Origin of the sequence: Neorhizobium sp. T25_27 (assembly GCF_002968565.1) — a bacterium.
GTDB classification, from domain to species: Bacteria; Pseudomonadota; Alphaproteobacteria; order Rhizobiales; family Rhizobiaceae; genus Neorhizobium; species Neorhizobium tomejilense.
This window is the reverse complement of record NZ_PVBJ01000002.1, coordinates 20,222-43,996: the sequence shown is the minus strand read 5'-3', so window position 1 is coordinate 43,996 and position 23,775 is coordinate 20,222. Positions and strand designations below refer to the sequence as shown.

The following is a 23,775-nucleotide window of genomic DNA, read 5'->3' as shown; positions in this document are numbered from 1 at the left end:
CCGGGAGAAGACCATGGGCCTGCATAAGCTGGAAATCGAAGTGGATGACGAGATGCTGTCGCGGATTGATGCCGCCGCCGCTCGTATCAATCGTTCACGTGCAGAGGTCGTCGTCGATAAGCTGAAGGATCTTCCCCCAGCCGTCGTCGACGCGCCGGATCGGCCGGAGATAGAGAGACGGCGGGCTTTCCTCCGTGAAATGTCTGCGCGGATCGATGCGCTGGGACGTCCTGGCCGATCCGCGGAAGAGATCGATCGCCAGATCCGCGAATTCCGCGAAGATCGTCAATATGACCGGTAAGGTCTATGTCGACAGCAATGTCCTGATCTACTACGTCGATGGTTTGCCCGCGTTCAAATCCCTGGCTGAAAACGCCGTGATGGCCTTCATCGGAAGTGAATGGAGGTTATTTTCCAGCGAGATCACGTTCGGTGAATGCCTTCGCGGGGTACCTCGCGATGCCCCGGATGTCTCGGCTGTTTTCCTCGCCATTTTGAGCAATGCTGAGTTTATCTCACTCGCGCCCGTCAGTCTTGCTCCCATCAAGCGCGCCGCCGCCCTCGGCGCCGAACTCAACATGAAGCTCATTGATGCCATCCACGTCGCCACCGCCGAAGCTCTCGGATGCGATGTCTTCCTGACGAACGACCGGGGCATTCGCGCCCCGGCCGGTATCGAGCTGCGGTATCTGTCGGCGGAAGCCTGATCATTCCCCGCCGCCGAGCGAGTGAATGTAGACGGCGAGCTGCTTGACGGCGACGTCTCCGAGGCGGGCTCCCCAGGCCGGCATGACGCCGTGTTTCGGGGCCTGGATCTGCCTGGCAATCTCCGCCTCGCCGCGAGCCTTCAGCCAGATCGCGTCGGCAAGGCTCGGTCCGCCAAGGTCGCGGTTGCCCTCTGCCTTTTCGCCATGACACGAGACACAATTGTCGGTGAAGAGCTGTTTTCCGGGCTCGACCATCGCTGGATCGCGCGGGGTTCCAGTGAGGCTCACCACGTAGGCGGCGACCTGGCGCACCTCGTCCGGCTTCAGCATATCCGTAAAGGCCGGCATTTCCGAAATGCGGGTCTCGCCGTCGGCGGGATCGCGGATGCCGTGGGCGATCGTCTGATAAAGAGCGTTGACATCGCCGCCCCACAGCCAGTCGTTGTCATTGAGATTGGGATAGCCCTGCCCGCCGGCGGCACCCGTGCCGTGGCACGGGGTGCAGTTGACGCGGAAGGCGGCCGCGCCCCCTGCGGTTGCAAACTGGCTAAGCTGGGGGTCGGCGACGATCTCCTCCAGCGACGAACTGGAGATTTTCTCCAGGATGCCGCCTTGGGCGATCTTGGCACCATCGAGATCTGCCGCAAGCTCGGCGCGGCTCGAATAACCAAGCAGGCCCTTCGTCGCGTCGGTCAGGAGGGGAATGGAAGGGTAGGCGATCGCATATCCGACCGACCACAGGATGCAGGCATAGAAGGTCCAGAGCCACCAGCGCGGCAGCGGATTGTTGAGCTCGCGAATGCCGTCCCACTCGTGGCCGGTGGTCTCAACGCCGCTCAATTGGTCGATATGTTTTTCCGCCATATGTTTTTCTGGCATGTTCAATCCTCCTTCAGAGGGATCCGGGCGGCCTCGTCTGCAGAGGCTTTCGCGCCGGGGCGCAAGGTGAAGACGAGAACGCCGAGGAAGAACAGGGTCATGGCAAGCAGACCCCAGCTATCGGCGAAGTGGCGCATGGCCGTGTAGAATTCCATGAGCTTATTCCTTCAGCGGTAACCGGCAGCGTCGTCATAAGTCGAGAAATCGACCAGCGTGCCGAGCATCTGCAGATAGGCGACCAGCGCATCCATCTCCGTGAGGCTTTGGGCATTGCCGTCGAAATCGCCGACCTTGGCCTTTGGATAGCGGGCGAGCAGGCCGGACGTATCGGCATTCGGATCGGCCTGGGCGGAAAGGTCCGCCTTGGCGCTCGCTACCATTTCGTCCGAATAGGGGACGCCAACCGCGCGGTTCGCCTTCAGCTCCATGGAGACGTCGGTGATCTTGAGCGGCGTCTCCTTGAGGAAGGCGTAGCTCGGCATCACCGATTCCGGCACGACGTCGCGCGGTTCGATCAGGTGCTGGACGTGCCATTCGTTTGAGTAGCGGTCGCCGACGCGGGCGAGATCGGGGCCTGTGCGCTTCGATCCCCACTGGAACGGATGGTCGTACATGGATTCAGCCGCCAGGCTGTAGTGACCGTAGCGCTCCACCTCGTCGCGGAAGGGGCGGATCATCTGGCTATGGCAGACATAACAGCCTTCGCGGATGTAGATGTCGCGCCCGGCAAGCTCGAGCGGCGAATAGGGCCGCATGCCTTCCACCTTCTCGATGGTGTTTTCGAGATAGAAGAGCGGTGCGATTTCCACGATACCGCCGATCGAGACGACGAGCAGCGAACCGACCAGAAGCAGGGTCGCATTACGTTCGATGTAGTGATGTTTGTCGAGAATGGACATGAGTGGTTCCCTCCTTATTCGGCCGGCTGGAGAGCGGCGGGGGAAGCACCACCCCGAACCCGCTCCTGCCGTTGGTAACCGAGGATGGTCATGGTGACGTTGAAGGCCATGATGAGCCCGCCGGCGAGGTACATGGCGCCACCAACCGCACGCAGCAGGTAGTAGGGGAACATGGCCGCGACCGTTTCCGCGAAGGAATAGACGAGGAAGCCCTGGCTATCGTATTCGCGCCACATCAGGCCCTGCTGGACGCCCGCAACCCACATGACGGCGGCGTAGACGACGATGCCGAGGGTGGCGAGCCAGAAGTGCCAGTTGACCAGATCGAGACTGTAGAGCCGCTCGCGGTTCCATAGCTTGGGCGTCATGTAGTAGATGGCGCCGAAGGAGATCATGCCGACCCAGCCGAGCGCACCGGAATGCACATGGCCGATCGTCCAGTCCGTATAGTGGCTGAGCGAATTGACCGCCTTGATCGACATCATCGGGCCTTCGAAGGTCGACATGCCGTAGAAGGCAATGGCGATGATCATCATGCGGACGATCGGATCGGTGCGGATCTTGTCCCAGGCGCCCGAGAGGGTCATCAGGCCGTTGATCATGCCGCCCCAGGAGGGCATCCAGAGCATGATCGAAAAGACCATGCCCAGTGTCTGGGCCCAGTCGGGCAGTGCGGTATAGTGCAGGTGATGCGGGCCGGCCCAGATATAGAGGAAGATCAGCGCCCAGAAGTGGATGATCGACAGCCGGTAGGAATAGACCGGGCGATTGACCTGCTTCGGCACGAAATAATACATCATGCCGAGGAAGCCTGCGGTCAGGAAGAAACCGACAGCGTTATGCCCGTACCACCACTGGGTCAGCGCATCCTGGACACCCGAGAAGGCCGAATAGCTCTTCACGCCGAGGAAGGAGACCGGGACCGCCAGGTTGTTCACCACGTGCAGCATGGCGATGGTTACTATGAAGGCGAGATAGAACCAGTTCGCCACATAGATATGCGGCTCCTTGCGCTTCAGGATCGTACCGAGGAAAACGGCGAGATAGGCGACCCAGACGACGGTCAGGAAGAGGTCCACATACCATTCCGGCTCGGCATATTCGCGCGACTGCGTGATGCCGAGCAGATAGCCGGTCGCCGCCATGACGATGAAAAGCTGATAGCCCCAGAACACGTACCAGGCGAGATTGCCGCCGAAAAGGCGGGCGCGACAGGTGCGCTGAACCACATAAAACGACGTGGCGATCAGTGCATTGCCGCCGAAGGCGAAGACGACGCCCGATGTGTGCAGCGGCCGCAGGCGGCCGAAATTGAACCAGGGTTCGATGTTCAGGTCCGGAAAGGCAAGCTGAAGAGCGATGACGACGCCGACCAGGAAACCGACGACACCCCAGAAAACCGTGGCGATGGTGCCGTATTTCACCACCTCGTCGAAATATTCGGATTTTGACGGCAGGCTTATCGCGGACGGCTGCGGCGCGAAGGAGATCCTGCGCATCAAGACGGTCGTGCTGATCAGCAGCACGAAGAACAGGACCCACATATGGGCCGCAAACAGGCTGTCATGGGTGTAGGCGGCCGCGAGCAACGCCAGGAAGGTGCCGATCGACAGCCAGAGTGTTTCTGAGACGTAATTCATGGTCTTTGGCCTCACAGCGCAAATACGCTGCCGGTTGAAGGATTGTGACCATGATGTGCTGACATACGGGCCGCTTCGGGGGTTTGACCTGCGTCAACGCCCCCGGCAAACGGCCCGTTCGTGTTCTATTTCGGGTTCAGTTTTCCGGATCGAGGATGCAGCACTGCTCCGGCAGCGGCGTGAGCACCGCCGGGGCACCGGCATCCAACGGGTCGGAAAGCGGGCCGTTGGCGGTGATTTCGCCCGCGGCCGTTTCGCATTTGTATTGATAGGCGCGACCGAGATAGGTGCGCGTCCCGAGGACTGCCGGGATGCCTTCGCCCTCGCGGCGGACCGCAAGCCCGTCGGCGCGGCAGGCCAGAATGAAATCGTCCTTGATCGGGCCAAACAGATCCTGGGAAAGGTGAAGCCGCGTGCCGCCGGTCGCCTCGGCGGTGATGATTGCCGCTTGGCGATCGACGACCTTCATGCGGATCAGGTTCTCGAAGCCGACGAAGCGGGCGACGAAGGCGTTGGCCGGCTTCTGGTAGAGCACTTCCGGCGTATCGAGCTGCAGGATACGGCCGGCATTCATGATCGCGACGCGGTCGGAGATCGAAAACGCCTCTTCCTGATCGTGGGTGACGTAGAGCGAGGTCGTGCCGTTGGCGCGCTGCAGCTGGCGGATTTCGACGCGCATGTCGATCCTGAGCTTGGCATCGAGGTTGGAGAGCGGCTCGTCGAACATCAGGAGCGGCGGCTCGATGACGAGAGCTCGGGCAAGCGCGACGCGCTGTTTCTGGCCGCCGGACAGCGCTGCCGGCAGGCGGTCGGCGAGCGGGGCAAGGCCGACGCGTTCCAGCATCGCCATCGCCCGCCTGGTCCGGTCCGGCTTGGCGAGGCCACGCTGCTTCAGGCCGAAGGCGACATTGTCGAGCACGGTCAGGTGCGGGAAAAGCGCATAGTTCTGGAAGACGAGACCGATATTGCGGGCATGGGCCGGCAGCGTCGTCAGATCGCGGTCGCCGAGCCTGATCCGGCCGCTGGTCGGCTGCAGGAAGCCCGCCACCAGGCGCAGCGTCGTCGTCTTGCCGCAGCCGCTGGAGCCGAGCAGCGACACCAGTTCGCCGGCCGCAACGGAGATCGACAGGTCTTTCAGAACCTGCGTGGTTCCGTAGTGGGCGGAGAGGTTTTCGATGGTCAGGGATACGGTCACGGTAACCTACTTGGTGAGGAATGTGAGGCCGAGCGTCGCTTCGACGATCGCCATGACGCCGACGGTCACCAGCATCAGGAGCACGGAAACGGAAGCGATCGTCGGGTCGAAGAACTGCTCCATATGCGCGAGAATCTGGATCGGCAGCGTCGAGATGCCCGGGCCGGTCAGGAAGACCGACACCGACACGTCGTTGATGGAGGTGATGAAGGCGAGGATAAAGGCGGCAATGACGCCGGCGCGGATGTTCGGCAGCACCACAGTCATGAAGGTTTTGAGCGGCGGGCAGCCGAGGCTTCTCGCGGCCTCCTCGATCGAGAAATCGAAGGAGGCGAGGCTGGCGCCGACGACGCGCACCGAATAGGGCAGGATCAGCAGAGCATGGCCGACGACGAGGCTGATGAAAACCGGCAGGCCGAGGCCTATCGTGATCGACTTCAGGAGCGCGAAGCCGAAGACGATTTCCGGCACCAGGATCGGCAACACGAACAGTGTCGAGAGCCAGCGTGGCAGCTCGACCCGATAGCGATTGAGTGCGTAAGCGGCCGGAATGCCGATCAGCAGCGACAGGCCGGTGCCGAGAAGCGCCACCTGCAGGCTGGTGATCGCCGTGCGGCGGAAGGCCTCCATCTGGAAGATGTTGGCGAACCAGCGCAGCGTCAGCCCCTGCGGCGGGAAGGTGAGGAATGTCGTGTCGCTGAGGGCCGAGCCGACGATGATTACCAGAGGCGCGAGCAGGAAGAAGAAGACGAGAATGGCGAAAGCGCCGAGAAGGGGGTGAATACGCGTCGCCATCAGACCGCCATCGGGTTGAGCCGGCGTGCCATGCGGCTCATGATGAGCACGACGCCGATGGTTATGACCACCATGATGGCGGCGATCGTCGAAGCGCCGACCCAGTCGAAGGTCACCATGGCGCGCTGGTAGAGGAAGGTGCCCATCATCATCTGCTTTTCGCCCCCGAGGAGCTGGGGGGTCGCATAGGAGGTGAAGCTGCCGGTAAAGACCAGCACCGCGCCGACGATGAGGCCGGGGGCTGCAAGCGGCAGGATGACCTGAAGGAAGGTCGGGACCGGCCTTGCGCCGAGCGAGGCGGCGGCCTCGATCAGGTCACGCGGGATCCCCTCCAGCACCCCGACCAGCGTCAGGATCATCAGCGGCACGAACAGATAGACCATCGCGACGATGACGGAGCCTTGGGTGTAAAGCATCGACAGGGGCTCGCCGATCAGCCCGACCGACATCAGGGCATTGTTGATGATGCCGTTCTTGCCGAGGATGATCAGCCAGGCGAAGGAGCGGACGACGACGCCGGTCAGCAACGGAAAGACCGCGGCGACGATCATGATGCTCTTCAGACGTCCCGGCATCTGGGCGATGACATATGCGGTGATGAAGCCGACCACGAGCGCGATGCCCGTGGTGATCAGGGCGACCTGAAGGGTTCGGTAGAGGACGGCCATGCGAAAGCCGCTCTTGAAGAAGGCCATATAGGTGGAAAACGGACCGGCCGCCTCGCCGAATGTGGTGGCGATCGTCAGCACGACGGGGATGACCAGAAGCAGGACGACGGCGATCGTCGCCGGCATCGTCAAACCCCATCTGGCAAGCTTGTTCATCGACAGTCTTTCTCAAAGGCAGGAGCGCCGCGTTGGTGGCGGCGCTCCGTTCTCAATGCAAACATATCACCAGTCAGGCGACGTCCGGGACTACTTGCCGAAAACCTCGTTCCAGCGGTCGATCCAGTCGGTCTTGGCGGCGTTCATCTTGGCGTAGTCGATGCGGGTCAGGCTGGAAACCTGATCGGCGCCGTAGGTCCAGATCTTCGCCTGGTCCGGGGTGAGCTGGACCTTGGTGGAGATCGGCGCATCGACGCCCTGCTCGGCTTCCTTCTGCTGCACGTCCTTCGACAGGATGAAGTTGATGAACTGGTGGGCCAGTTCGGCGTTTGTCGAACCCTTCGGGATGTTGACCGTGTTCAGCGTGGCGATATCGCCGTCCTTGAGCTTTGCCCAGGTCATGGTCTTCACCGCGGCCTGCATCGAGGCGAGCGTGAAGTCCTGGCCGATTGCGACGCGCACTTCGCCGGTCGAGATCAGGTTCACCAGTTCAGAACCGGTATTGTAGTTCTTGACCACGTTCGGCTTCAGGGCTTCGACGGCTTCGAACGCCTTGTCGGTGCCGGTATAGGGATCGACGCCGGCATGTTTGCCGGCCTGCACCACGACCATCGGGCCGGCCGTGGTGGTGATGCCCGGAAGCGAAACCGAGCCCTTCAGGTCCGGACGCCACAGATCGCTCCAGGAGGTGATCGGAGGGTTGACCTTGGCCGAGTCGTAAACGAGGCCGATGCGGCCGATCGTATAGGCTGGGCCGTATTTGCCCTGCGGCGCACGGCCGAGCTCATAGATTTCGGAGAGGTTCGGGATCTTTGCAGGATCGACCGGCTGGAACAGGCCCTGCTCGATGCCGAGCTGCGAAAAGCTGTCGGTCAGGTAGATGACATCGACGCCCTTGCCGTCACGCAGCTTCAGCTTGTTGAGGCGGTCGGCATTGTTGCCGGTTTCGAAAACGATGTCGCAGCCGCAGATCTTCTTGAACGGGTCGATGATGTTGGCGGTCATCTTCTCGCCGTTGTAGCCCCACCAGGAGATGGTGAGCGTCTTCGACTGGGCGCTTGCCGTTGCCGTGCCGCCGAGCGTTGCCAGGAGAGCAAGAGTTGCCAATTGGGTGAAACGAATGGCCTTCATGAGGCGGGTCCTTTTGCGAAAGCGGCGTTGATGCTCCCCTGGGGCACCCCCGGGAATTGGGGGTGATACTATTTTTTGAACGGTCCCGCCGCAAGCCCAATTATTAGGCATAGACCCCTAGAGAGACAAATTTCTTTAGGCTTGAACCATCCTATACCGGAGGTTGATTTTGGGCCTCAGGCGATAACCGATGCACGGTTTGCGATGGTTTACACGTCCGGGCATCGTCTTTAGGGTCCGGCGATCAGAACCGACAGGCATTCCTCCGATGACAGTTTCCCCGCGCCTCCCCGACGACCTGCTGATCAACGCGGCCGAAGAAGTCCGCATCCGCCAGGACCTAGTGCTGACGGCGCTCGGCAAACGGCCTGCGGACCGGCTGCTGAGAGTTGGCAGACTGCTCGACGTCCACAGCAGGACATGGCTCGAGGACCAGGAGATCGTCATCAAGGGCCGGCGGATCGCCTATGTGGGACCGGCCGCCAGTTTTGCAGGCGAGGTGGCGGAACGTAGCCACGAACCCGATCTCTCGGCTGTTCCAGGTTTCGGCGAGGCGCACAAGCATATCGAGAGCTCGCATCTGACGCCGGAATGGGAAGCGGCTCTCGTCATGCCGCACGGGGTCACCTGGACCTGCGAGGCGAGCCACGAATTCTCGAACGTCAACGGTGCCCGCAACCTGGAATTCTGGCTGGAAGCCCGCCGCCGTGGGTCGCCGATGAAGATCTTTCCGCTGCCGGGTTCGGCCGTGCCGCCGACGGCCTATGAATGGGGCGGCGGCTATTTCGGTTATGACGAGCAGAAGCAGTTCATGAGCGAAAGCCTGATGGTCGCCGGCCTTGACGAGGTAATGGACTGGCCGTCGATCTCCGATCCCTCAAACCCCTCCTACGACCGGCTCTGGGGCATGATCGGCGCGACTTTCGAACAGCGCGGCGTGGTCGAGGGACATGGCGCGGGCCTGCGCGACCTGGCCTCGATCAACGCGTTTGCCGCCGCGGGCCTTGCCTCCGATCACGAAGGCTGGTTCCTGGAGGAGATCTGGCAGAAGCTGCAGCACGGGCTGTTCATCGAGCTTCGGCCGCATTCGCTGCCGGAGGTGATTCAGGGGCTCATCGAGAGGAAGCTCGCAGACTGGTCCCAGGTGGCTTTCGTCACCGACGACCGCAGCGCCTCCGACACGCTGAAAATGGGCGCGACGGACTACAATGTCCGCCTTGCGATCGAGAACGGCCTTTCGCCGGAAATCGCCATCCAGTGCGTGACACTCAACCCGGCGCGGCATATGCGGCTGACGCCCTGGGTTGGGTCGATCGCGCCCGGCCGTTTCGCGGATGTCGTGCTGCTCGACGACGTCGAAAAGCTGTCGATCGCCAAGGTCTGGGCGGATGGCGGGCCGGTATCGGCAGGCAGGATGTTTATCGGCGCGCGGCCAGAGATCGATTGGCCTGAATGGGCGATCAAGACGGTGAAGATCGACCGGCAGGTGACCGCCGCCGATTTCCGCATCGAGGCGCCGGCGGATCGCGCCACGGCGAATGCCGCCCTGCTGCGGCCCTTCCACTGGTCGGACGAATTCATCACCATGGAACTGCCGGTCAGGGATGGCGCCGTCCAGCGCGACCATGACCGCAACGTCACGAAATTCTCGATCGTCGATCGGTTCTCCGGCGAGGCGAAAGTGTCGAAAATGTTCTGGCTCGGCACCGGGCCGCGCACGCCGGATACGGCGCTGGGCTCGACGCTCGGGCATGACAAGCACAATATCTGGGTGGTCGGCTCCTCGGACGAGGCGATGGCAATGGTGGCCAATGCGCTCGCCGAACAGCAGGGCGGCTGGGTTCTCGTCTCCGGCGGCAAGGTGGTCGCCCGCGTCCATTACGAAGTCGGCGGGCTGATGACGGCGCGCTCGGCCGCGGAACTCGATGCGGAAATGCAGGCGCTCTACAAGGCCGGCGAAACGATCGACTGGATGTACGAGCCGACCTTCTCGCCGCGCTGGTGGCCGGGCTTCCCGGAGCGGCTGTCGTTTGCGACGCTGACCTGTTCGCCCTGGCGCTGGGTGCTGGTGGCGCCATCGGAGCGGGCGCCGCAGGGATTCGTCAACGTGCTCACCGGCGAAACGCATCCGGTCGTCTGGTAGGGCCGCTCTCGTCAGCGTGACTTGATGAGACCCGGTTGATTTGCCAAAAACGCGGGGATCGATTTCAGGCGTCACCGATCCTCCCTCCTCGGCGCCAACGATCGCGCAAAGGAACTCAATCATGGCCCAGCCTGCTCTCTTTTCTCCGATCCGCGTCCGCAATCTCGAACTCTCGAACCGCATCGTCATTGCGCCCATGTGCCAATATTCGGCCGAGGACGGCTGCATGACCGACTGGCACCTCATCCACCTCGGCCAGCTCGCGCTTTCCGGCGCAGCGCTTCTGACGATCGAGGCGACAGGAGTAACCCCGGAGGGGCGCATCACCTATGCGGATGTCGGGCTCTACGACGACGCCACCGAGAAGGCGATGGGCCGCACGATCGACAGCATCCGCAAATGGTCGGACATGCCGATCTCGGTGCAGCTCGCCCACGCCGGCCGCAAGGCTTCGACCGACACGCCCTGGTTCGGCGGCAGCCAGATCGCGCCGGACCAACCGAACGGCTGGCAGACCCAATCGGCTTCGGCGATCCCCTTCAATCCGAAATACGTGGCCCCCGTCGCGCTCGACAGGCAAGGCCTGAACAAGGTGCGCGACGCGTTTGCGGCTTCCGCCGTACGGGCGGCAAGGATCGGCCTCGATGCGATCCAGATCCACGCAGCGCATGGCTATCTGCTGCACCAGTTCCTGTCGCCGCTCTCCAACCAGCGCACCGACGAATACGGCGGCTCGCTCAAGAACCGGGCGCGCTTTCCGCTCGAAGTTTTCGATGCCGTGCGCCAGGCCTTTCCGTCCGACAAGGCGGTGACGGTGCGCGTTTCGGCAACCGACTGGGTCGACGGCGGCCTCGACATCGACCAGACCATCGCCTTTGCCCAGATGCTGGATGAAAAGGGCTGCGACGCGATCCACGTGTCGAGCGGCGGGCTGCATATCGAACAGAAAATCCCGCTCGGCCCGAACTATCAGGTGCCGCTGGCGCGCGCCGTCAAGGCCGTGGTGAAGATGCCGGTCGTGGCCGTCGGGCTGATCACCGAACCGACGCAGGCGGAAGCGATCGTTTCGACCGGCGACGCGGATATCGTCGCGATCGCCCGCGCGGTCCTTTATGATCCGCGCTGGCCGTGGCATGCGGCAGCGGAACTCGGTGCCCAGGTGAAGCCGGCACCGCAATATCTCCGCTGCCAGCCGTCGCAGCTCAGGAACCTGTTTACCTCCTGAGGGTTCAGGCCTCTTCGTAAACGGCCTCGGCCGGCGCCAGGAGCAGCCGGTCGGCCATCTCCTGCTTCAGCCAAACCAGGCGTTCCTCTTCGGCCGGCGTCCGGTCCGGTTTGCGGCTGACGATAATGAATTCCTCGCGGACATGGCCTTCCTTAAGCTGCAGCGTCACCGTCCTGCCGCGATAGCTGAGTTCGAAGACGTAGCGTTCGAGAATATTGCCGCGCTCGGGCTTTTCGAACCCGTGGTCGACCGTATAGCGGCCTTCGGTCAGGCCGCGCGTCACCATTTCGAAGGCATCGCGGGCGCCCGGACCGCGAAACGCGGTGCGAATGGTGATCTCGCGGCGCTCCGGCGGGCCGTCGGGGCTCAAGAGCGGCATGGCCCGCTGCATCACCTTGAAGGCGTGGGCGACACCGCCCGGATAGCCGAAGCCGTGGAAATGCATCATGTCCGCATAGGTGTAGGAAAGCGGCTTACCGTCTTCGAGAACGTTGATTTTGTCTGTCATTTTGTCCTTGCTCCGTCCAGCTCTTCGCGCATCCAGGGCAGGAAACCGTCCAGGAAACGCGTCGTCGCCGGCATGAAATGTGACCCGTGATGGAAACACGGGTCGAGGCTGGTGATGATCATGCGGCCGGGCGTCGTCACCTCGTCCACATAGAGAATGGGTTTTCCCTCGCCGTTGACGGCGAGCACGTCGACACCATCAGGCGGGTCGAACCAGCCATGCAGATGCCATGTGAGGTCGTCTTGTCCAAGCCGGTTGAACAGCGTGTGGCCGGGCGCGGCAATGCGGACGCCGAGATCGGCACCAGGCGTCAGCCACCACCACCAGTTCGTGGGCTGCGGCGTGAAGGCGATGCCGGGCAGGAAGACGTCCCAGTTCGTCTCGCCGGTCGAGACGATCGTGCCGCCCTGGTCGAGATAGGCGCGAAGCTGCGCGGCATCCGGCGCCAGGCGATCGGCCGGCGTGCGGCAGGGAATGAAGACGACAGCGTGTTCGGCAAGATCCACGGAGGCCAGGTCCTCCGGCCGTACGAGCACGTCGAAATGGTGGGCGTAACGCGGCGCTTCGAGGGTCTCGATATGGTAATAGGCGCCGGGATGGATCGCGAGAATGCTCATCAGTTCAGCTCTCCGGCAAGCCAGGCAACGGCGCGGCTCGCCAACTGCTTCTTGATTTCGGGATCGTCGCCGCAGCCCCAGAACTCGTTGCCCGCGTGGGAGAGGAATTCCCCACCCTGAGGCCTCGCCCATACCCAATCGACCGGGGCTTTTGCGGGGCCGAGCGCATTGATGACGACAGCGCCTTCCGGCGGCGGATTGTAGCCGCGGCCATAGAAGCCGGCGACCCCATGGTTGGTTTCCAGCATCTTCTGGTCGATGCCGGCGAAGATCGGGTGCTCGTAAAGCCGGGACTGGACGAGATCCACCCGCTTTGGATCGGGGATCGGCCGGTAGGTGCCGAGTTCGGCCAGGATCGGGCGGAGAATATGACCATGATAGATCCACCGTCCGCCGCGATCGAGAAAAGCGGTAACGTCGGCCGCGAAACGCGTAAAACCGACCTGATCGAGATGGGTGGTGGTGATCAGCCCGCGCGCCGCCGCGAAATCGCCGCCGGTCAGTTCCATCTCGCGCACGACCTTCATGAGGCCGGAGGCGATGGCATCTGCAAACGCCGGCGGGGTCATCGAGTACGGCTCCTGGTAATGCGACTGGATCATCAGGATGGTCATGCGGCACGAATTCCTGCAAAGGCGGGCAGAACTGCCCGATGGGTTTCGCCGGAGGGGCCAGCCAGCTCGACGACGCGCATCGGCACGCCGTAAAGGTTTTCCAGGTGCTCCGGCGTGATCGTCTCGGCGACCGGGCCGAACAGCGGCGGCTGGCCGCCCGGCATCATCAGCAATGCATCGTCGGCGGACGAAAGCGCATGGTTCGGATCGTGGGTGGTGAAGACGATCGCCTTGTCGCGCGGCCGACGCAGCGTGTTGAGCAGCGCCAGCAGCCGTTCCTGGTTATGCAGATCGAGGGCTGCCGCCGGTTCGTCGAGAACCAGCACCTGCGACCCCGTGGCGATCGCACGCGCAAGCAGCACGAGCTGGCGCTCGCCGCCGGAAAGGCGGTCGAAATAGTGATCGGCGAAACGCGCGGCGCCGGCCCGGTCCAGCGCCGAACGGGCGATCCCGAAATCCTCCGGTCCCGGCTGGCCGAAAATGCCGAGATGAGCGGCACGGCCCATGACCACGACGTCAAGCGCGCGGTAACGCTGGTTGCTGGTGCCGGTCTGCGGGACATAACCGACAATATCGGGCGCGACCCTGCGGCCGGCATCGAGCTGCTGGAAACCGAGCATCGCCTTCAGCGTCGTGGTCTTGCCGCGTCCGTTCGGACCGAGGACGGCGAGCGTGCGGCCGACCGGAACCGAGAAGCTCAAGCCCTCGATGATGGTGCGCAAACCGAAGCGGACGGTGGCGTCTTCGAGGCCGATCATGAGCCGTTCCTTTCGCGGTAGTGATTGCGCAGGAGCATCGCGAAAATCGGCGCGCCGACCAGGGCGGTGATGACCCCGAGCGGGATTTCGGCGGCAGTCGCGGTGCGGGCAAGCGTATCGATGATCACCATGAAGCCGGCGCCGAGCATGACCGAGGCAGGCAAGAGCGCGCGATGGTCGTGGCCGACCAGCAGTCGGGAGGCATGCGGAATGACGATGCCGATCCAGCCGATGATGCCGGAGACGGCCACCTGGCTGCCGACGATGACGGCGATCAGCCCGAAGATCAGCCAGCGCTCGCGGTTCGTCCTGGCGCCAAGGCTCTGGGCTTCCGCTTCGTCTAGCGACAGGATGTTGAGCCGGAAACGTAGCATCCAGAGGAGCGCGCCGCCGATGATGAGGCCGGGTGCTGCGATCAGGGTGCGCTCCCAGGTCGCGGTCGCGAAGGATCCCATCAGCCAGTAGACGATGGCGGGAAGCGAGGTGTTCGGGTCGGCGATGAATTGCAGCAGCGAGACGACGGCCGAGAACATCGAGCTGACCACGAGGCCAGAAAGGATCACGGTGATCGTTTCGCTGCGGCCGTTGACGCGCGCAATCAGGCCGACGAGGATGACGGCGGCCATGCCGGAGATGAACACCATGGCTATCAGCGGGAAACCCCAGATGCCGAGCATGATGCCGAGCGCGCCGCCGAAGGCCGCTCCCTGCGAGATGCCGAGGATATCCGGCGAGACCAGCGGGTTGCGGAAAACGCCTTGCAGGGCCGCACCCGACAGGGCGAGCCCGGCGCCTGCGAGCGCCGCCAGCACGACGCGCGGCGCCCGGACCAGAAGAACGATGCGCTCCTCGATCGTGGTCAGTTCCCGCCATGGATCGGTCGCGCCGAGCCAGATCAACTCCAGCGCCCGGCTGGCCGGAACCGAGAAACGGCCGACGCAGAGACTGACCACGAAGGCGACCGCAAACAGCGCCAGCAACGCTGCGAAAACCAGCGTCTGCCGGGCCAGATGCGAACGGACTATCGGAGCCGCCTCGTTTTCAGTCAGCGCCGCCATGACCTACTTCGCCTTGAACTGAGCGTAGTTGGCCGAGCCGCTCTGTTCCTTGATCCACAGGATGCCGTCGATATCGGCATCGGTGATGTCGTAGTTGTAGAGCGTCTTGTAGGCGGTCTTCATCTCGGCACGCAGATCGTATCTGAAGACGTCCGGCTGGGTCAGGTTGGCCGTCCACATCCAGGCCAGCGGCGATTCCTGGTTCGGCGGATCCCAGCGATAGCCGCCGAGCGGCATCTTGTAGACGCGCTTGTTCCTGGCCGCCTTGGTCAGCGACAGGATCGGGTCGTTATAGACCCAATCGACGTTGAGCCTGGCTTCGAAGGCGTTGAGGAAGATGACTTCCGGATCCCATTGGGCAATCTGCTCCTTGTTGATGGTTACCGTGCCGTTGAGTTCGGCCGAGACGTTCCGGCCGCCGACGAGCTCCATGTACCAGGCGTTATAGCTGCCCTTGGTTCCGGTCGTTGCAATCTCCGTCAGAGCGCGGGCGATATAAAGCGTGGTCGGCTTCTTGTCCTCCGGGATCGCCTTGGCTTTCGCCTCGATGTCCTTCTGGACCCGGTCGCGCCACTCGACCAGTTCCTTGATGCGCTCCGGCTTGCCGATCGCCCGGGAGGTCATGGTCATGTAGTCGCGGGTCAACTGCTCGGTGCCGTAGAGGATCAGCATGGCGTTGAGGCCGGCATTGGTGATCGGCGCGACGATATCGTTGCCGCGGCCGCCCCACTGGATGACGAGATCGGGGTTGGTCGCCGTCAGCGCCTCGATGTTCGGCACGAAATTCGGAGCGGTCACGTCGGACGGAATGTCCCTGGTTTCCGGAAAGATCTTGCTCAGGATACCCTCGAGCACTGCGCTCTTGGCGGTCGGGTTCATGCCGACGAGCCTCTTCGTCCCGCCGTCGAGTGCGATCACCGTGGAAGCCATCGGGATGACGATCGAAACGATGCGTTCGGCCGCCTTGGCGAGCTTTATCTCCCGGTTTTCCTGATCCTTGAAGACGATCTCCTGCGCCGCGGCGCCATGCGCCAGCAGGCTGGAAAGTGCGGCGGCCAGAAGGCCGCGCGAAGCGAAACGAGTGAGCGAAACCATGATCTATCCCCTGCCGGTAACGTCGTCGGGGAGCATTCCTAATGCGCGCGATTAAACTTGTCTACAAATCTCCACTTTTAAAATGCGCTTTCGCCCAACCTGGCGCAAAGAGATGAAATGAACAGTCTCCCGGCGGCTCAAGCCGGTCGCCCGGCGCATTCATGCTCGCAATGCATCGGACAGGACGCTATGGAACATTGGTACCAACCGATTCATCAAAGGATTTTCATGCCGACCATCTATCTCGCCGGCCCCGAAGTATTTTTGCCCGACGCCCAGATCGTCATGGGCGAGAAACGCCGACTCGCCCGCAGCTTCGGCTTCGAGCCGACCGGTCCCGGCAGCGATGAGAATCAGGCGCCCGTAGGCCAGCTGGCGGCAGCCGCGATCTACCAGCGCAACGACGGCGCGATGCGGCGTGCGGATGTCTGCCTCGCCAATATCACGCCGTTTCGCGGCATCAGCGCCGATCCCGGTACCGTCTACGAAATCGGCTTCATGATCGCGCTCGGCAAACGGGTGTGGGCCTATACCAACCATCCCGACGACTATGGAACGCGCGTGCGGTCGATCTGGTATTCCGGGCTCGAGATCGATGAGAGCAGCGGGAGACCTCGCGGTCCGGACGGCATCTCGATCGAGAACCACGGCAAGGCCGACAATCTGATGATCGATATCGGCATCGAGGAAGGTGGCGGCAGGGTCACTCGCGCCGCCGCACTGCCGGCCGACCCGGAACGGGACCTGGCCGCCTATACCGAGGCCTTGCGACACTTGCGCGGTTAGGCGAGCGACAGGGCGTCCTTGAGACCCGAGCCCTGCTTCAACTGAAGATCAAGATCCGCTTCGATGTGGTCGATGTGGTGGATCATAAGCTTGGCGGCACGCTCGCCCTCGCCTTTTTCCAGGGCATCTAGAACGGCGGTATGTTCCGAATGCCCACAGCTCGATACGCCGGAACGGCCATAGAGCGCGATCACCAGCGATGAACGCGCAACCAGCTCGTCCATGAAGCGCTGCAGGATGACATTGCCGGCAACGGAGGCCAGCATGAGGTGGAAATCGCCGGACGCCTTGATCTCGGCGCGGCGGGCGGCCGGACCGCGCTCGTTCAGAAAACGCTGCTCCTCGTCGAGCTGACGGCGGAACCTCGCAATGTCCTCAGGCGTGATGCGCTCGACCGCGGCCGCGACGATGCCGGGCTCGATCAGCCGGCGGGACGCAAAAATCTGCCGGGCCTCCTCCGGCGACGGATTGGAGACGAAGGCTCCGCGATTACGCTCGGTCTTCACCAAGCCTTCGAAGGCGAGCATCTGCAGGGCGGCGCGGGCGACCGTGCGGCTGACGTCGAACAGGGATCCGACTTCGCTTTCGGAAAGTTTTGTGCCGGGCGCCAGACGGCGGTCGATGATCGCATTCCGCAAGGATTCCCGAATCGCCATGGAGCGATCTTCCTGGGAGCGATCCTCTGGCGCGGTATCGGTAAAATTGATTTTTTCGCTGATATTCATTGCTGCGGTCCAATGTACGGCCTTTGTAACCCGAGTGTCTACAGGATGCCAAGCAACTTGTTTTTGATCCAATGCCAAGATTGCATACGATTTGCCCAATGGATCGAAAACGATCGCCTGATTTTTGCGCACCGGCAAAGCCCGGCCACTGACCCTTTCAGGTAAATTCAAGTCTTTCTAGACGTTTAATCGAGTTGGCATGGCTGATGCATAGACATATCAGACGCAAGGGAGCGCCTGATGAGCAAAGCCGCCGAAATCGACATCGCTTCAGTCTCAAAGATCTACGGGACAACCACGGCCGTTCATGCGATCAGCCTGAAGATTCCGGCCGGAACCTATTGCTGCCTGCTCGGCCCTTCCGGCTGCGGCAAGACCTCGACGCTGCGGATGATCGCCGGGCACGAGAGCATTTCCTCGGGCGACGTCCGCCTCGGCAACACCGTCGTCACCGACCTGCCGCCGGCGAAACGCGGCACGGCGATGATGTTCCAGTCCTACGCCCTATTCCCGCATCTCGACCTCGTCGACAACATCGCCTTTAGCCTGAAGATGAAGGGGGTCGACAAGGACGAGCGGCGCGCCAAGGCGATGGACATGCTGCGGCTGATGCAGCTCGAAGCCTATGCGACCCGCCGCCCGGCCCAGCTTTCTGGCGGCCAGCAGCAACGCGTGGCACTTGCCCGCGCGCTGATCACCGATCCGGAAGCGCTGCTTCTCGACGAACCGCTTTCGGCGCTCGATCCGTTCCTGAAGATCCGCATGCGCGCGGAATTGAAGAAGCTGCAGACCTCGCTCGGCATCACCTTCGTGCATGTGACGCACAGCCAGGAAGAGGCGATGGCGCTCGCCGACCTGATCGTCGTGATGAACGACGGCCGCATCGAGCAGGCCGCCCATCCGCGCGTGGTATTCGAAAAACCGGCGACCGCCTTCGTCGCCAAGTTCATGGGCGATCACAACGTCATCTCCGGCCGGGTGGCGCAGAGTTCCGGCGACAAGCTGATGCTGTCGGTGCCCGCGGGCGGAGATTTCCTCGCCACCGACGACGGCGCCGCCGGGCTGACCGACACGGCCGACATCGCCATCCGCACCGACCATGTCCGCATCGGCGAGCCTTCGGAAAAGGGCCTCGGCTTCACCGGTTCCGTCTCGAACGTCGAATATCGCGGTTCTTCGGTAAAACTCTCGGTCAACGGCGCGGGCATCGAGGATTTCACCGCGATCCTGACCGACGCCGAATTTTTCGCCAATCCGGTCAAGGTCGGAGAAGCGATCCCCCTTTCCTGGGGCCGCGAGGACGCCATCGTCCTCGGCCGCCTCAAGAACTGATGCCAAACACAAAAACTCAACAGAGGAGAACATGGCAATGACTGAGACCAAAAAACCAACCAAGGGCATTTCGCGCCGCACGCTTCTGAAGACGGCGTCCGCGGCCGCCGGTCTTGCCGCCGGCTCCGGCGCCATCACCGGCTTCCCGACCATCTGGGCCCAGAACCCGATCACGCTGCGCCAGTTCGGGACCGGCGTTTCGAACCTCAATGCGATCGCCGAGAAGTGCAAGGCCGACCTCGGCATCACGCTCGAAATGACCGCGACGGACTCTGACGCGGCCGCCCAGCGCGCCGTCACCCAGCCGAACTCCTACGACATCGCCGATATCGAGTACTGGATCTTGAAGAAGGTCTATCCGGCCGGCGTCATCCAGCCAATGGATACGACCAAACTCAAATATTACGACAAGATCGTGCCGCTGTTCAAAAACGGCAAGCTGAAGCCGGACAGCGTGATCGCGCAAGGCACTGCGCCGCACACGGTCGGTTATGTCGCAAAGCCCGGCGACAAGACGTTCGCCAAGGAAGAGACCAAGTGGTTCACGATGGTTCCGACCATCTACAACGCCGACACGCTCGGCATCCGCCCGGACCTGGTCGGCCGCGAAATCTCGACCTGGGCCGACATCATGGACCCGAAGTTCAAGGGCAAGGCCTCGATCCTCAACATCCCGTCGATCGGCATCATGGATGCCGCGATGATTATGGAAGCCATGGGCAACATCAAGTATGCCGACAAGGGCAACATGACCAAGGCGGAAATCGACAAGACGATCGACTTCCTGATCAAGGCCAAACAGGCAGGCCAGTTCCGCGCCTTCTGGAAGTCGTTCGACGAGAGCGTCAACCTGATGGCCTCAGGCGAGGTCGTCATCCAGTCCATGTGGTCGCCGGCCGTCGCCGCCGTCCGCTCCAAGGGCATCGCCTGCAAATACCAGCCACTCAAGGAAGGTTACCGCTCGTGGGGCGGCGGTCTGGGACTTGCCGCGCACCTCTCCGGTGCCAAGCTCGACGCTGCCTATGAGTATATCAACTGGTACACGTCCGGCTGGGTCGGCGCCTATCTCAATCGCCAGGGCTACTATTCGGCTGCGATGGAAACCGCCAAGGCACACATGTCTGCCGACGAATGGGGCTACTGGATCGAAGGCAAGGCTGCCAAGGGCGATATCGTCGCTCCGGACGGCAAGGTCATGGAAAAGGCCGGCGCAGTCCGTGACGGCGGCTCCTTCGAGGAACGCATGGGCCACGTGGCCTGCTGGAACTCGGTGATGGACGAGGACCGCTACATGGTCCGCCGCTGGAACGAATTCATCGCGGCGTAAGGCGTTCTCCGACCTGTCCCCTCCCCCTTGTGGGGAGAGTTAGGGAGGGGCCTTCTCCTGAAACCCCTCCCGGCCTGCCGGCCACCCTCCCCACAAGGGGGAGTGAAAACCCGCTGCACCGCTGAAGCCTCCAGAGGGAGACAAGACATGGCGACGATTGCATCATCCGAGCCGGAAACGGCCGAAGAGAACACCAAGCCCAGGAGCTTTCGCCTGTCGCCGGCGCTGGTCTCCTATCTTCAAGCGACGCCGCTGGCGCTGATCCTCGGGGCCTTCCTGCTGCTGCCGATCCTGATGATTACAGTCGTCAGCTTCTGGGACTACGACTTCGCCCAGATGTATCCGGATTTCCTGTCGATGAACTATGCCGAGACGCTCGGCTCCTGGGTGACCTGGAAGACCTATCTGAACACGCTGAAATTTGCCTTCCTGGTCTGGGCGATCACGCTGTTCGTCGGGTTCTGGGTCGCCTATTTCCTCGCTTTCCACATCCGCACCACCGCCATGCAGATGGTGCTCTTCCTCGTTTGCACCGTGCCGTTCCTGACGTCGAACATCATCCGCATGATCTCGTGGATCCCGGTGCTCGGCCGCAATGGTCTCGTCAACACGACGCTGATCAATGCGGGGATTATCCCGGAACCGATCGAATGGCTGCTCTATTCGGACTTCGCAGTGGTGCTCGCAATGGTGCATCTCTACACGCTGTTCATGGTGACGCCGATCTTCAACACGCTGATGCGCATCGACAAGTCGCTGGTAGAAGCCGCGCGCGATGCCGGTGCCACGAGCACCCAGATCCTCACCAACGTCATCATTCCGCTTGCCAAGCCCGGCATGGCGATCGGCACCATCTTCGTCGTGACGCTTGTCATGGCCGACTTTTCGACGGTTCAGGTGATGTCCGGGGGTCAGAGCGCTTCGGTGGCACTGATGATGAAAAACCAGATGTCGCTGCTCCAATACCCGGCAGCCGCCGCCAACGCGGTCGTGCTGCTTGTCCTCGTTCTCCTGATGGTCGCAGGCATTCTTCGCATCGTCGACATCCGCAAAGAACTTTAAGAAAAAGGGGAGCTCTGAGATGCACAGCGACAAGCGCGGCCGCGAATTCTACCTTCTCGCCATCTTCTTCATCGTCTTCGTGCTGTTCCTTTACGGCCCGCTTTCAGCGATCCTGATCCTCTCCTTCCAGGGGCCGAACGGCGGCCTCACCTTCCCGCTGAACGGCGTGTCGCTGCGCTGGTTCGCCAACCTGTTCGAGACCCAGGCGGTCGGCGATTTCGGCGGTTCGTTCCGTCGCTCCGCCATGCTCGGCATCATGGTGATGAGCGTCACGGTCGTCGTTTCGCTGCTGGCGGGCCTCGCCTTCCGCCGCCGCTTCATCGGGTCGACCGCGCTGTTCTATCTCGCCGTCGCGAGCCTCGTCGTGCCGTCGATCATCATCTCGCTCGGCATCGGCGTCGTCTTCCAGCAGCTCGGTTTCCAGCCCTCCTGGTATACGTCCGCCTTCGGTGCACACCTCACCTGGACGCTGCCCTTCGGCGTCTTGATCATGTTCGCCGTCTTCAACCGCTTTTCGCCCGCCTACGAGGAAGCCGCGCGCGATCTCGGCGCTTCGTCCTGGCAGACCTTCCGCCATGTCGTGCTGCCGATGATCGCGCCGAGCCTCATCGGTGTAGGCCTGTTCGGCTTCACGCTGTCCTATGACGAATTCGCCCGCACGCTGATGACGGCAGGTTCGTTCAACACGTTGCCGCTCGAAATCTACGGCATGACGACCAATGTCACGACGCCGGTGCTCTACGCGCTCGGCACGGTGACGACGGTATTCTCCTTCCTCGTCATCGCCGGCACGCTCGGCCTGATCGTCCACCTCAATCGCCGCCGCCTGCGGTCGTGAACAGAATGCGCATTCTTGTCGTAAACCCGAATACCACCGCCAGCATGACGGCGACGATCGCCGATTCCGCCATGCGCGTCGCCAACGCCGGCACCGAAATCCTTGCCGTCACCTCCTCCATGGGGCCGGTCTCGATCGAGGGTTATTATGACGAGGTCTTCGCGGTACCCGGCCTGCTGATCGAGATCGCCAAGGGCGAGAAGGCCGGTGCCGATGCGGCGATCATCGCCTGTTTCGACGACACGGGGCTCGACGCCGCACGGGCACTGGCCAGCATTCCTGTGGTCGGCATCTGCGAAGCGGCACTCGCGACCACCGCCTTCATCGCCCAGCGCTTCACCATCGTCACCACCATGGAACGCTCGCGCCTGCCGCTCGAACATCTGGTTCATCGTTACGGCATGGCCGGACGATGCAAGGTGCGGACCGCCGATATTCCGGTCCTGTCACTGGAAGACCCGGCCTCCAATGCCCGCGACCGGCTGCGCAAAGAGATCTCGGCCGCACTCAGCGAGGATAGGGCGGAGGCGATCGTGCTCGGTTGCGCCGGCATGGCCGATCTCACGGCCGAACTGCGCCGCGAATTCGGCGTGCCTGTGGTCGACGGCGTCGCGGCGGCGGTGAAACAGGCCGAGGCGCTGGTGACATTGGGCTTGTCGACCGCCAAACGAGGAGCCTATGCTTCGCCGGTCCGCAAACCTTATAAAGGCCTGCTCGAAGATTTCGAGCCCGGGAAACTCGCCGCCAAATGAAGACTCACTCGACCATTCGCGTACTCACCTCCTCCGAGGCCGAACAGCTTATCGACTGGGCGCGGATCGAGGGCTGGAACCCGGGCCTTGCCGATGCGCCGGCTCTTCATGCCGCCGATCCTCAAGGTTTCATCGGTTGCTTTGTGGACGGGCAGATGGTGGCCGGCATATCCGCGGTCCGCTACTGTTCCGATTTCGGCTTTATCGGCCTGTACATCACCCATCCCGATTTTCGCGGCAAAGGTTTTGGCAGAAAGGTCTGGGATGCCGGCATGGCGCATCTCGACGGCCGGACGATCGGCCTCGACGGCGTGCCGGAACAGCAGGCGAACTATCGCAGCATGGGCTTCGAGCTGGCCTACGAGACGTTTCGCTGGAGCGGCAGCCTTGCCGGAAGCCGCGATGCCGATGTAACCGCGATCACTGACGATCTTGTGCCCGCCATTCTTGGTTATGACCAAGCTTTCTTCCCTGCGGAGCGCGGCGCTTTCCTGACCGCCTGGCTGAAGCCGCCGCGGGCTGCCAAGGTCATCATCCGTGACGGCAATGTCTGCGGCTATGCGGTCTGCCGCAAATGCCATGACGGCTACAAGATCGGCCCGTTGTTTGCGCAGACCGCCGACGACGCGCAAAAGCTGCTGAACGCCTGCGCCGCGGAGATCGGCAACGAAACCATGCATGTCGACGTCCCGGCCCTGCAGACGGAATTTTCAGCCTATCTCGAGGCCCATCGTTTCGTGAAAGGCTTCACGACCGCGCGGATGTATCGCGGGCCAGTGCCGGCGGTTCGTATGCCGGGCGTGTTCGGGATTACCACTCTCGAACTCGGCTGACGGCGGCGCCCCGATGAGGACGCCGCTCGCGC

At 62.6% G+C, this 23,775-nt stretch carries 26 protein-coding genes; 11 read left to right on the top strand and 15 right to left on the bottom strand.

Annotated elements, in window-relative coordinates:
• Window positions 1-13 precede the first annotated feature (13 nt).
• Both C5J24_RS31785 and C5J24_RS06965 read left to right on the top strand, forming a co-directional pair.
• Window positions 14-301 (top strand): hypothetical protein, encoded by a 288-nt coding sequence (locus tag C5J24_RS31785; RefSeq protein ID WP_172723881.1) that lies wholly within the window; start codon window positions 14-16, stop codon window positions 299-301.
• Window positions 291-707: a type II toxin-antitoxin system VapC family toxin gene (locus C5J24_RS06965; RefSeq protein WP_172723880.1), complete on the top strand. Its 417-nt coding sequence runs from the start codon at window positions 291-293 to the stop codon at window positions 705-707. Before C5J24_RS31785 ends, C5J24_RS06965 begins: the two co-directional genes overlap by 11 nt.
• Here C5J24_RS06965 and ccoP read toward each other — a convergent pair whose 3' ends face one another.
• From ccoP to C5J24_RS06925, 8 genes are all read right to left on the bottom strand, one after another.
• Window positions 708-1,571, bottom strand: coding sequence for a cytochrome-c oxidase, cbb3-type subunit III (gene ccoP, locus C5J24_RS06960; protein ID WP_105417612.1), 864 nt, complete (start codon window positions 1,569-1,571; stop codon window positions 708-710).
• 17 nt (window positions 1,572-1,588) lie between these two features.
• Window positions 1,589-1,741: a CcoQ/FixQ family Cbb3-type cytochrome c oxidase assembly chaperone gene (locus tag C5J24_RS06955; protein WP_007762698.1), complete on the bottom strand. Its 153-nt coding sequence runs from the start codon at window positions 1,739-1,741 to the stop codon at window positions 1,589-1,591.
• A gap of 12 nt (window positions 1,742-1,753) precedes the next feature.
• Window positions 1,754-2,485, bottom strand: a complete 732-nt coding sequence (gene ccoO, locus C5J24_RS06950) for a cytochrome-c oxidase, cbb3-type subunit II (RefSeq protein ID WP_105416793.1) — start codon at window positions 2,483-2,485, stop codon at window positions 1,754-1,756.
• A 14-nt stretch (window positions 2,486-2,499) separates the two neighbouring features.
• A complete protein-coding gene (gene ccoN, locus C5J24_RS06945) occupies window positions 2,500-4,125 on the bottom strand; it encodes a cytochrome-c oxidase, cbb3-type subunit I (protein WP_105416791.1) in 1,626 nt (541 codons plus the stop codon).
• A gap of 136 nt (window positions 4,126-4,261) precedes the next feature.
• Window positions 4,262-5,320: an ABC transporter ATP-binding protein gene (locus C5J24_RS06940; RefSeq protein WP_105416789.1), complete on the bottom strand. Its 1,059-nt coding sequence runs from the start codon at window positions 5,318-5,320 to the stop codon at window positions 4,262-4,264.
• A gap of 6 nt (window positions 5,321-5,326) precedes the next feature.
• The gene (locus C5J24_RS06935) at window positions 5,327-6,118 is read right to left on the bottom strand and encodes an ABC transporter permease (RefSeq protein WP_037086550.1); all 792 of its coding nucleotides are present in this window, start codon (window positions 6,116-6,118) and stop codon (window positions 5,327-5,329) included.
• Window positions 6,115-6,939 (bottom strand): ABC transporter permease, encoded by an 825-nt coding sequence (locus C5J24_RS06930; RefSeq protein WP_105416787.1) that lies wholly within the window; start codon window positions 6,937-6,939, stop codon window positions 6,115-6,117. The genes C5J24_RS06935 and C5J24_RS06930 overlap by 4 nt, the downstream gene beginning before the upstream one ends.
• Before the next feature lie 90 nt (window positions 6,940-7,029).
• A complete protein-coding gene (locus tag C5J24_RS06925; RefSeq protein ID WP_105416785.1) occupies window positions 7,030-8,070 on the bottom strand; it encodes an ABC transporter substrate-binding protein in 1,041 nt (346 codons plus the stop codon).
• Between the two features lie 268 nt (window positions 8,071-8,338).
• Here C5J24_RS06925 and C5J24_RS06920 point away from each other — a divergent pair, with 268 nt between their 5' ends.
• Window positions 8,339-10,213: an adenine deaminase gene (locus C5J24_RS06920; RefSeq protein ID WP_245446563.1), complete on the top strand. Its 1,875-nt coding sequence runs from the start codon at window positions 8,339-8,341 to the stop codon at window positions 10,211-10,213.
• Between the two features lie 121 nt (window positions 10,214-10,334).
• A complete protein-coding gene (locus C5J24_RS06915) occupies window positions 10,335-11,438 on the top strand; it encodes an NADH:flavin oxidoreductase/NADH oxidase (protein ID WP_105416781.1) in 1,104 nt (367 codons plus the stop codon).
• Between the two features lie 4 nt (window positions 11,439-11,442).
• Here the strand turns inward: C5J24_RS06915 and C5J24_RS06910 are convergent, their stop codons facing one another.
• From C5J24_RS06910 to C5J24_RS06885, 6 genes are read right to left on the bottom strand one after another with little or no spacing between them, the layout of a single operon-like run.
• The gene (locus C5J24_RS06910) at window positions 11,443-11,946 is read right to left on the bottom strand and encodes a hypothetical protein (RefSeq protein WP_105416779.1); all 504 of its coding nucleotides are present in this window, start codon (window positions 11,944-11,946) and stop codon (window positions 11,443-11,445) included.
• Window positions 11,943-12,563 carry a hypothetical protein gene (locus C5J24_RS06905; RefSeq protein ID WP_105416777.1) on the bottom strand — a complete coding sequence of 207 codons (621 nt, stop codon included), beginning with the start codon at window positions 12,561-12,563 and terminating at the stop codon, window positions 11,943-11,945. The genes C5J24_RS06910 and C5J24_RS06905 overlap by 4 nt, the downstream gene beginning before the upstream one ends.
• The gene (locus tag C5J24_RS06900) at window positions 12,563-13,177 is read right to left on the bottom strand and encodes a hypothetical protein (RefSeq protein WP_105416775.1); all 615 of its coding nucleotides are present in this window, start codon (window positions 13,175-13,177) and stop codon (window positions 12,563-12,565) included. The genes C5J24_RS06905 and C5J24_RS06900 overlap by 1 nt, the downstream gene beginning before the upstream one ends.
• Window positions 13,174-13,935: an ABC transporter ATP-binding protein gene (locus tag C5J24_RS06895; RefSeq protein WP_105416773.1), complete on the bottom strand. Its 762-nt coding sequence runs from the start codon at window positions 13,933-13,935 to the stop codon at window positions 13,174-13,176. The genes C5J24_RS06900 and C5J24_RS06895 overlap by 4 nt, the downstream gene beginning before the upstream one ends.
• Window positions 13,932-14,993: an iron ABC transporter permease gene (locus C5J24_RS06890; RefSeq protein WP_105416771.1), complete on the bottom strand. Its 1,062-nt coding sequence runs from the start codon at window positions 14,991-14,993 to the stop codon at window positions 13,932-13,934. Before C5J24_RS06890 ends, C5J24_RS06895 begins: the two co-directional genes overlap by 4 nt.
• Before the next feature lie 3 nt (window positions 14,994-14,996).
• Window positions 14,997-16,088, bottom strand: a complete 1,092-nt coding sequence (locus C5J24_RS06885; protein ID WP_105416769.1) for an ABC transporter substrate-binding protein — start codon at window positions 16,086-16,088, stop codon at window positions 14,997-14,999.
• Window positions 16,089-16,316: 228 nt separating this feature from the next.
• On the opposite strand from C5J24_RS06885, the gene C5J24_RS06880 reads away from it, so the two are divergent.
• Complete coding sequence (locus tag C5J24_RS06880) at window positions 16,317-16,874, top strand: nucleoside 2-deoxyribosyltransferase (protein WP_105416767.1); 558 nt, start codon at window positions 16,317-16,319, stop codon at window positions 16,872-16,874.
• On the opposite strand, the gene C5J24_RS06875 is transcribed toward C5J24_RS06880, so the two are convergent.
• Window positions 16,871-17,599, bottom strand: a complete 729-nt coding sequence (locus C5J24_RS06875) for a GntR family transcriptional regulator (protein ID WP_105416765.1) — start codon at window positions 17,597-17,599, stop codon at window positions 16,871-16,873. The two genes, C5J24_RS06880 and C5J24_RS06875, sit on opposite strands and share 4 nt — an antisense overlap.
• A gap of 240 nt (window positions 17,600-17,839) precedes the next feature.
• On the opposite strand from C5J24_RS06875, the gene C5J24_RS06870 reads away from it, so the two are divergent.
• The 6 genes from C5J24_RS06870 to C5J24_RS06845 all read left to right on the top strand — a co-directional run bounded on the left by C5J24_RS06870 (window position 17,840) and on the right by C5J24_RS06845 (window position 23,743).
• The gene (locus C5J24_RS06870; RefSeq protein WP_105405001.1) at window positions 17,840-18,931 is read left to right on the top strand and encodes an ABC transporter ATP-binding protein; all 1,092 of its coding nucleotides are present in this window, start codon (window positions 17,840-17,842) and stop codon (window positions 18,929-18,931) included.
• Between the two features lie 37 nt (window positions 18,932-18,968).
• Entirely contained in the window at window positions 18,969-20,258 is a 1,290-nt protein-coding gene (locus C5J24_RS06865) for a PotD/PotF family extracellular solute-binding protein (protein ID WP_105416763.1), read from the top strand.
• Window positions 20,259-20,405: 147 nt separating this feature from the next.
• Entirely contained in the window at window positions 20,406-21,320 is a 915-nt protein-coding gene (locus tag C5J24_RS06860) for an ABC transporter permease (RefSeq protein WP_105416761.1), read from the top strand.
• A gap of 19 nt (window positions 21,321-21,339) precedes the next feature.
• Window positions 21,340-22,158 (top strand): ABC transporter permease, encoded by an 819-nt coding sequence (locus tag C5J24_RS06855; protein WP_105416759.1) that lies wholly within the window; start codon window positions 21,340-21,342, stop codon window positions 22,156-22,158.
• Between the two features lie 5 nt (window positions 22,159-22,163).
• Window positions 22,164-22,910 carry an aspartate/glutamate racemase family protein gene (locus C5J24_RS06850; RefSeq protein WP_105416757.1) on the top strand — a complete coding sequence of 249 codons (747 nt, stop codon included), beginning with the start codon at window positions 22,164-22,166 and terminating at the stop codon, window positions 22,908-22,910.
• A complete protein-coding gene (locus C5J24_RS06845; protein WP_105416755.1) occupies window positions 22,907-23,743 on the top strand; it encodes a GNAT family N-acetyltransferase in 837 nt (278 codons plus the stop codon). Before C5J24_RS06850 ends, C5J24_RS06845 begins: the two co-directional genes overlap by 4 nt.
• Window positions 23,744-23,775: the final 32 nt, after the last annotated feature.

Coding starts and splice junctions, on each gene's coding strand:
- C5J24_RS31785 (WP_172723881.1), top strand. CDS start 14: ATGGGCCTGCATAAGCTGGAAATCGAAGTGGATGACGAGATGCTGTCG.
- C5J24_RS06920 (WP_245446563.1), top strand. CDS start 8,339: ATGACAGTTTCCCCGCGCCTCCCCGACGACCTGCTGATCAACGCGGCC.
- ccoP (WP_105417612.1), bottom strand. CDS start 1,571: ATGGCGGAAAAACATATCGACCAATTGAGCGGCGTTGAGACCACCGGC.
- ccoO (WP_105416793.1), bottom strand. CDS start 2,485: ATGTCCATTCTCGACAAACATCACTACATCGAACGTAATGCGACCCTG.
- C5J24_RS06925 (WP_105416785.1), bottom strand. CDS start 8,070: ATGAAGGCCATTCGTTTCACCCAATTGGCAACTCTTGCTCTCCTGGCA.
- C5J24_RS06875 (WP_105416765.1), bottom strand. CDS start 17,599: ATGAATATCAGCGAAAAAATCAATTTTACCGATACCGCGCCAGAGGAT.
- C5J24_RS06890 (WP_105416771.1), bottom strand. CDS start 14,993: ATGGCGGCGCTGACTGAAAACGAGGCGGCTCCGATAGTCCGTTCGCAT.
- C5J24_RS06965 (WP_172723880.1), top strand. CDS start 291: ATGACCGGTAAGGTCTATGTCGACAGCAATGTCCTGATCTACTACGTC.
- C5J24_RS06885 (WP_105416769.1), bottom strand. CDS start 16,088: ATGGTTTCGCTCACTCGTTTCGCTTCGCGCGGCCTTCTGGCCGCCGCA.
- C5J24_RS06860 (WP_105416761.1), top strand. CDS start 20,406: ATGGCGACGATTGCATCATCCGAGCCGGAAACGGCCGAAGAGAACACC.
- C5J24_RS06850 (WP_105416757.1), top strand. CDS start 22,164: ATGCGCATTCTTGTCGTAAACCCGAATACCACCGCCAGCATGACGGCG.
- ccoN (WP_105416791.1), bottom strand. CDS start 4,125: ATGAATTACGTCTCAGAAACACTCTGGCTGTCGATCGGCACCTTCCTG.
- C5J24_RS06955 (WP_007762698.1), bottom strand. CDS start 1,741: ATGGAATTCTACACGGCCATGCGCCACTTCGCCGATAGCTGGGGTCTG.
- C5J24_RS06905 (WP_105416777.1), bottom strand. CDS start 12,563: ATGAGCATTCTCGCGATCCATCCCGGCGCCTATTACCATATCGAGACC.
- C5J24_RS06915 (WP_105416781.1), top strand. CDS start 10,335: ATGGCCCAGCCTGCTCTCTTTTCTCCGATCCGCGTCCGCAATCTCGAA.
- C5J24_RS06930 (WP_105416787.1), bottom strand. CDS start 6,939: ATGAACAAGCTTGCCAGATGGGGTTTGACGATGCCGGCGACGATCGCC.
- C5J24_RS06870 (WP_105405001.1), top strand. CDS start 17,840: ATGAGCAAAGCCGCCGAAATCGACATCGCTTCAGTCTCAAAGATCTAC.
- C5J24_RS06855 (WP_105416759.1), top strand. CDS start 21,340: ATGCACAGCGACAAGCGCGGCCGCGAATTCTACCTTCTCGCCATCTTC.
- C5J24_RS06895 (WP_105416773.1), bottom strand. CDS start 13,935: ATGATCGGCCTCGAAGACGCCACCGTCCGCTTCGGTTTGCGCACCATC.
- C5J24_RS06900 (WP_105416775.1), bottom strand. CDS start 13,177: ATGACCATCCTGATGATCCAGTCGCATTACCAGGAGCCGTACTCGATG.
- C5J24_RS06865 (WP_105416763.1), top strand. CDS start 18,969: ATGACTGAGACCAAAAAACCAACCAAGGGCATTTCGCGCCGCACGCTT.
- C5J24_RS06880 (WP_105416767.1), top strand. CDS start 16,317: ATGCCGACCATCTATCTCGCCGGCCCCGAAGTATTTTTGCCCGACGCC.
- C5J24_RS06845 (WP_105416755.1), top strand. CDS start 22,907: ATGAAGACTCACTCGACCATTCGCGTACTCACCTCCTCCGAGGCCGAA.
- C5J24_RS06910 (WP_105416779.1), bottom strand. CDS start 11,946: ATGACAGACAAAATCAACGTTCTCGAAGACGGTAAGCCGCTTTCCTAC.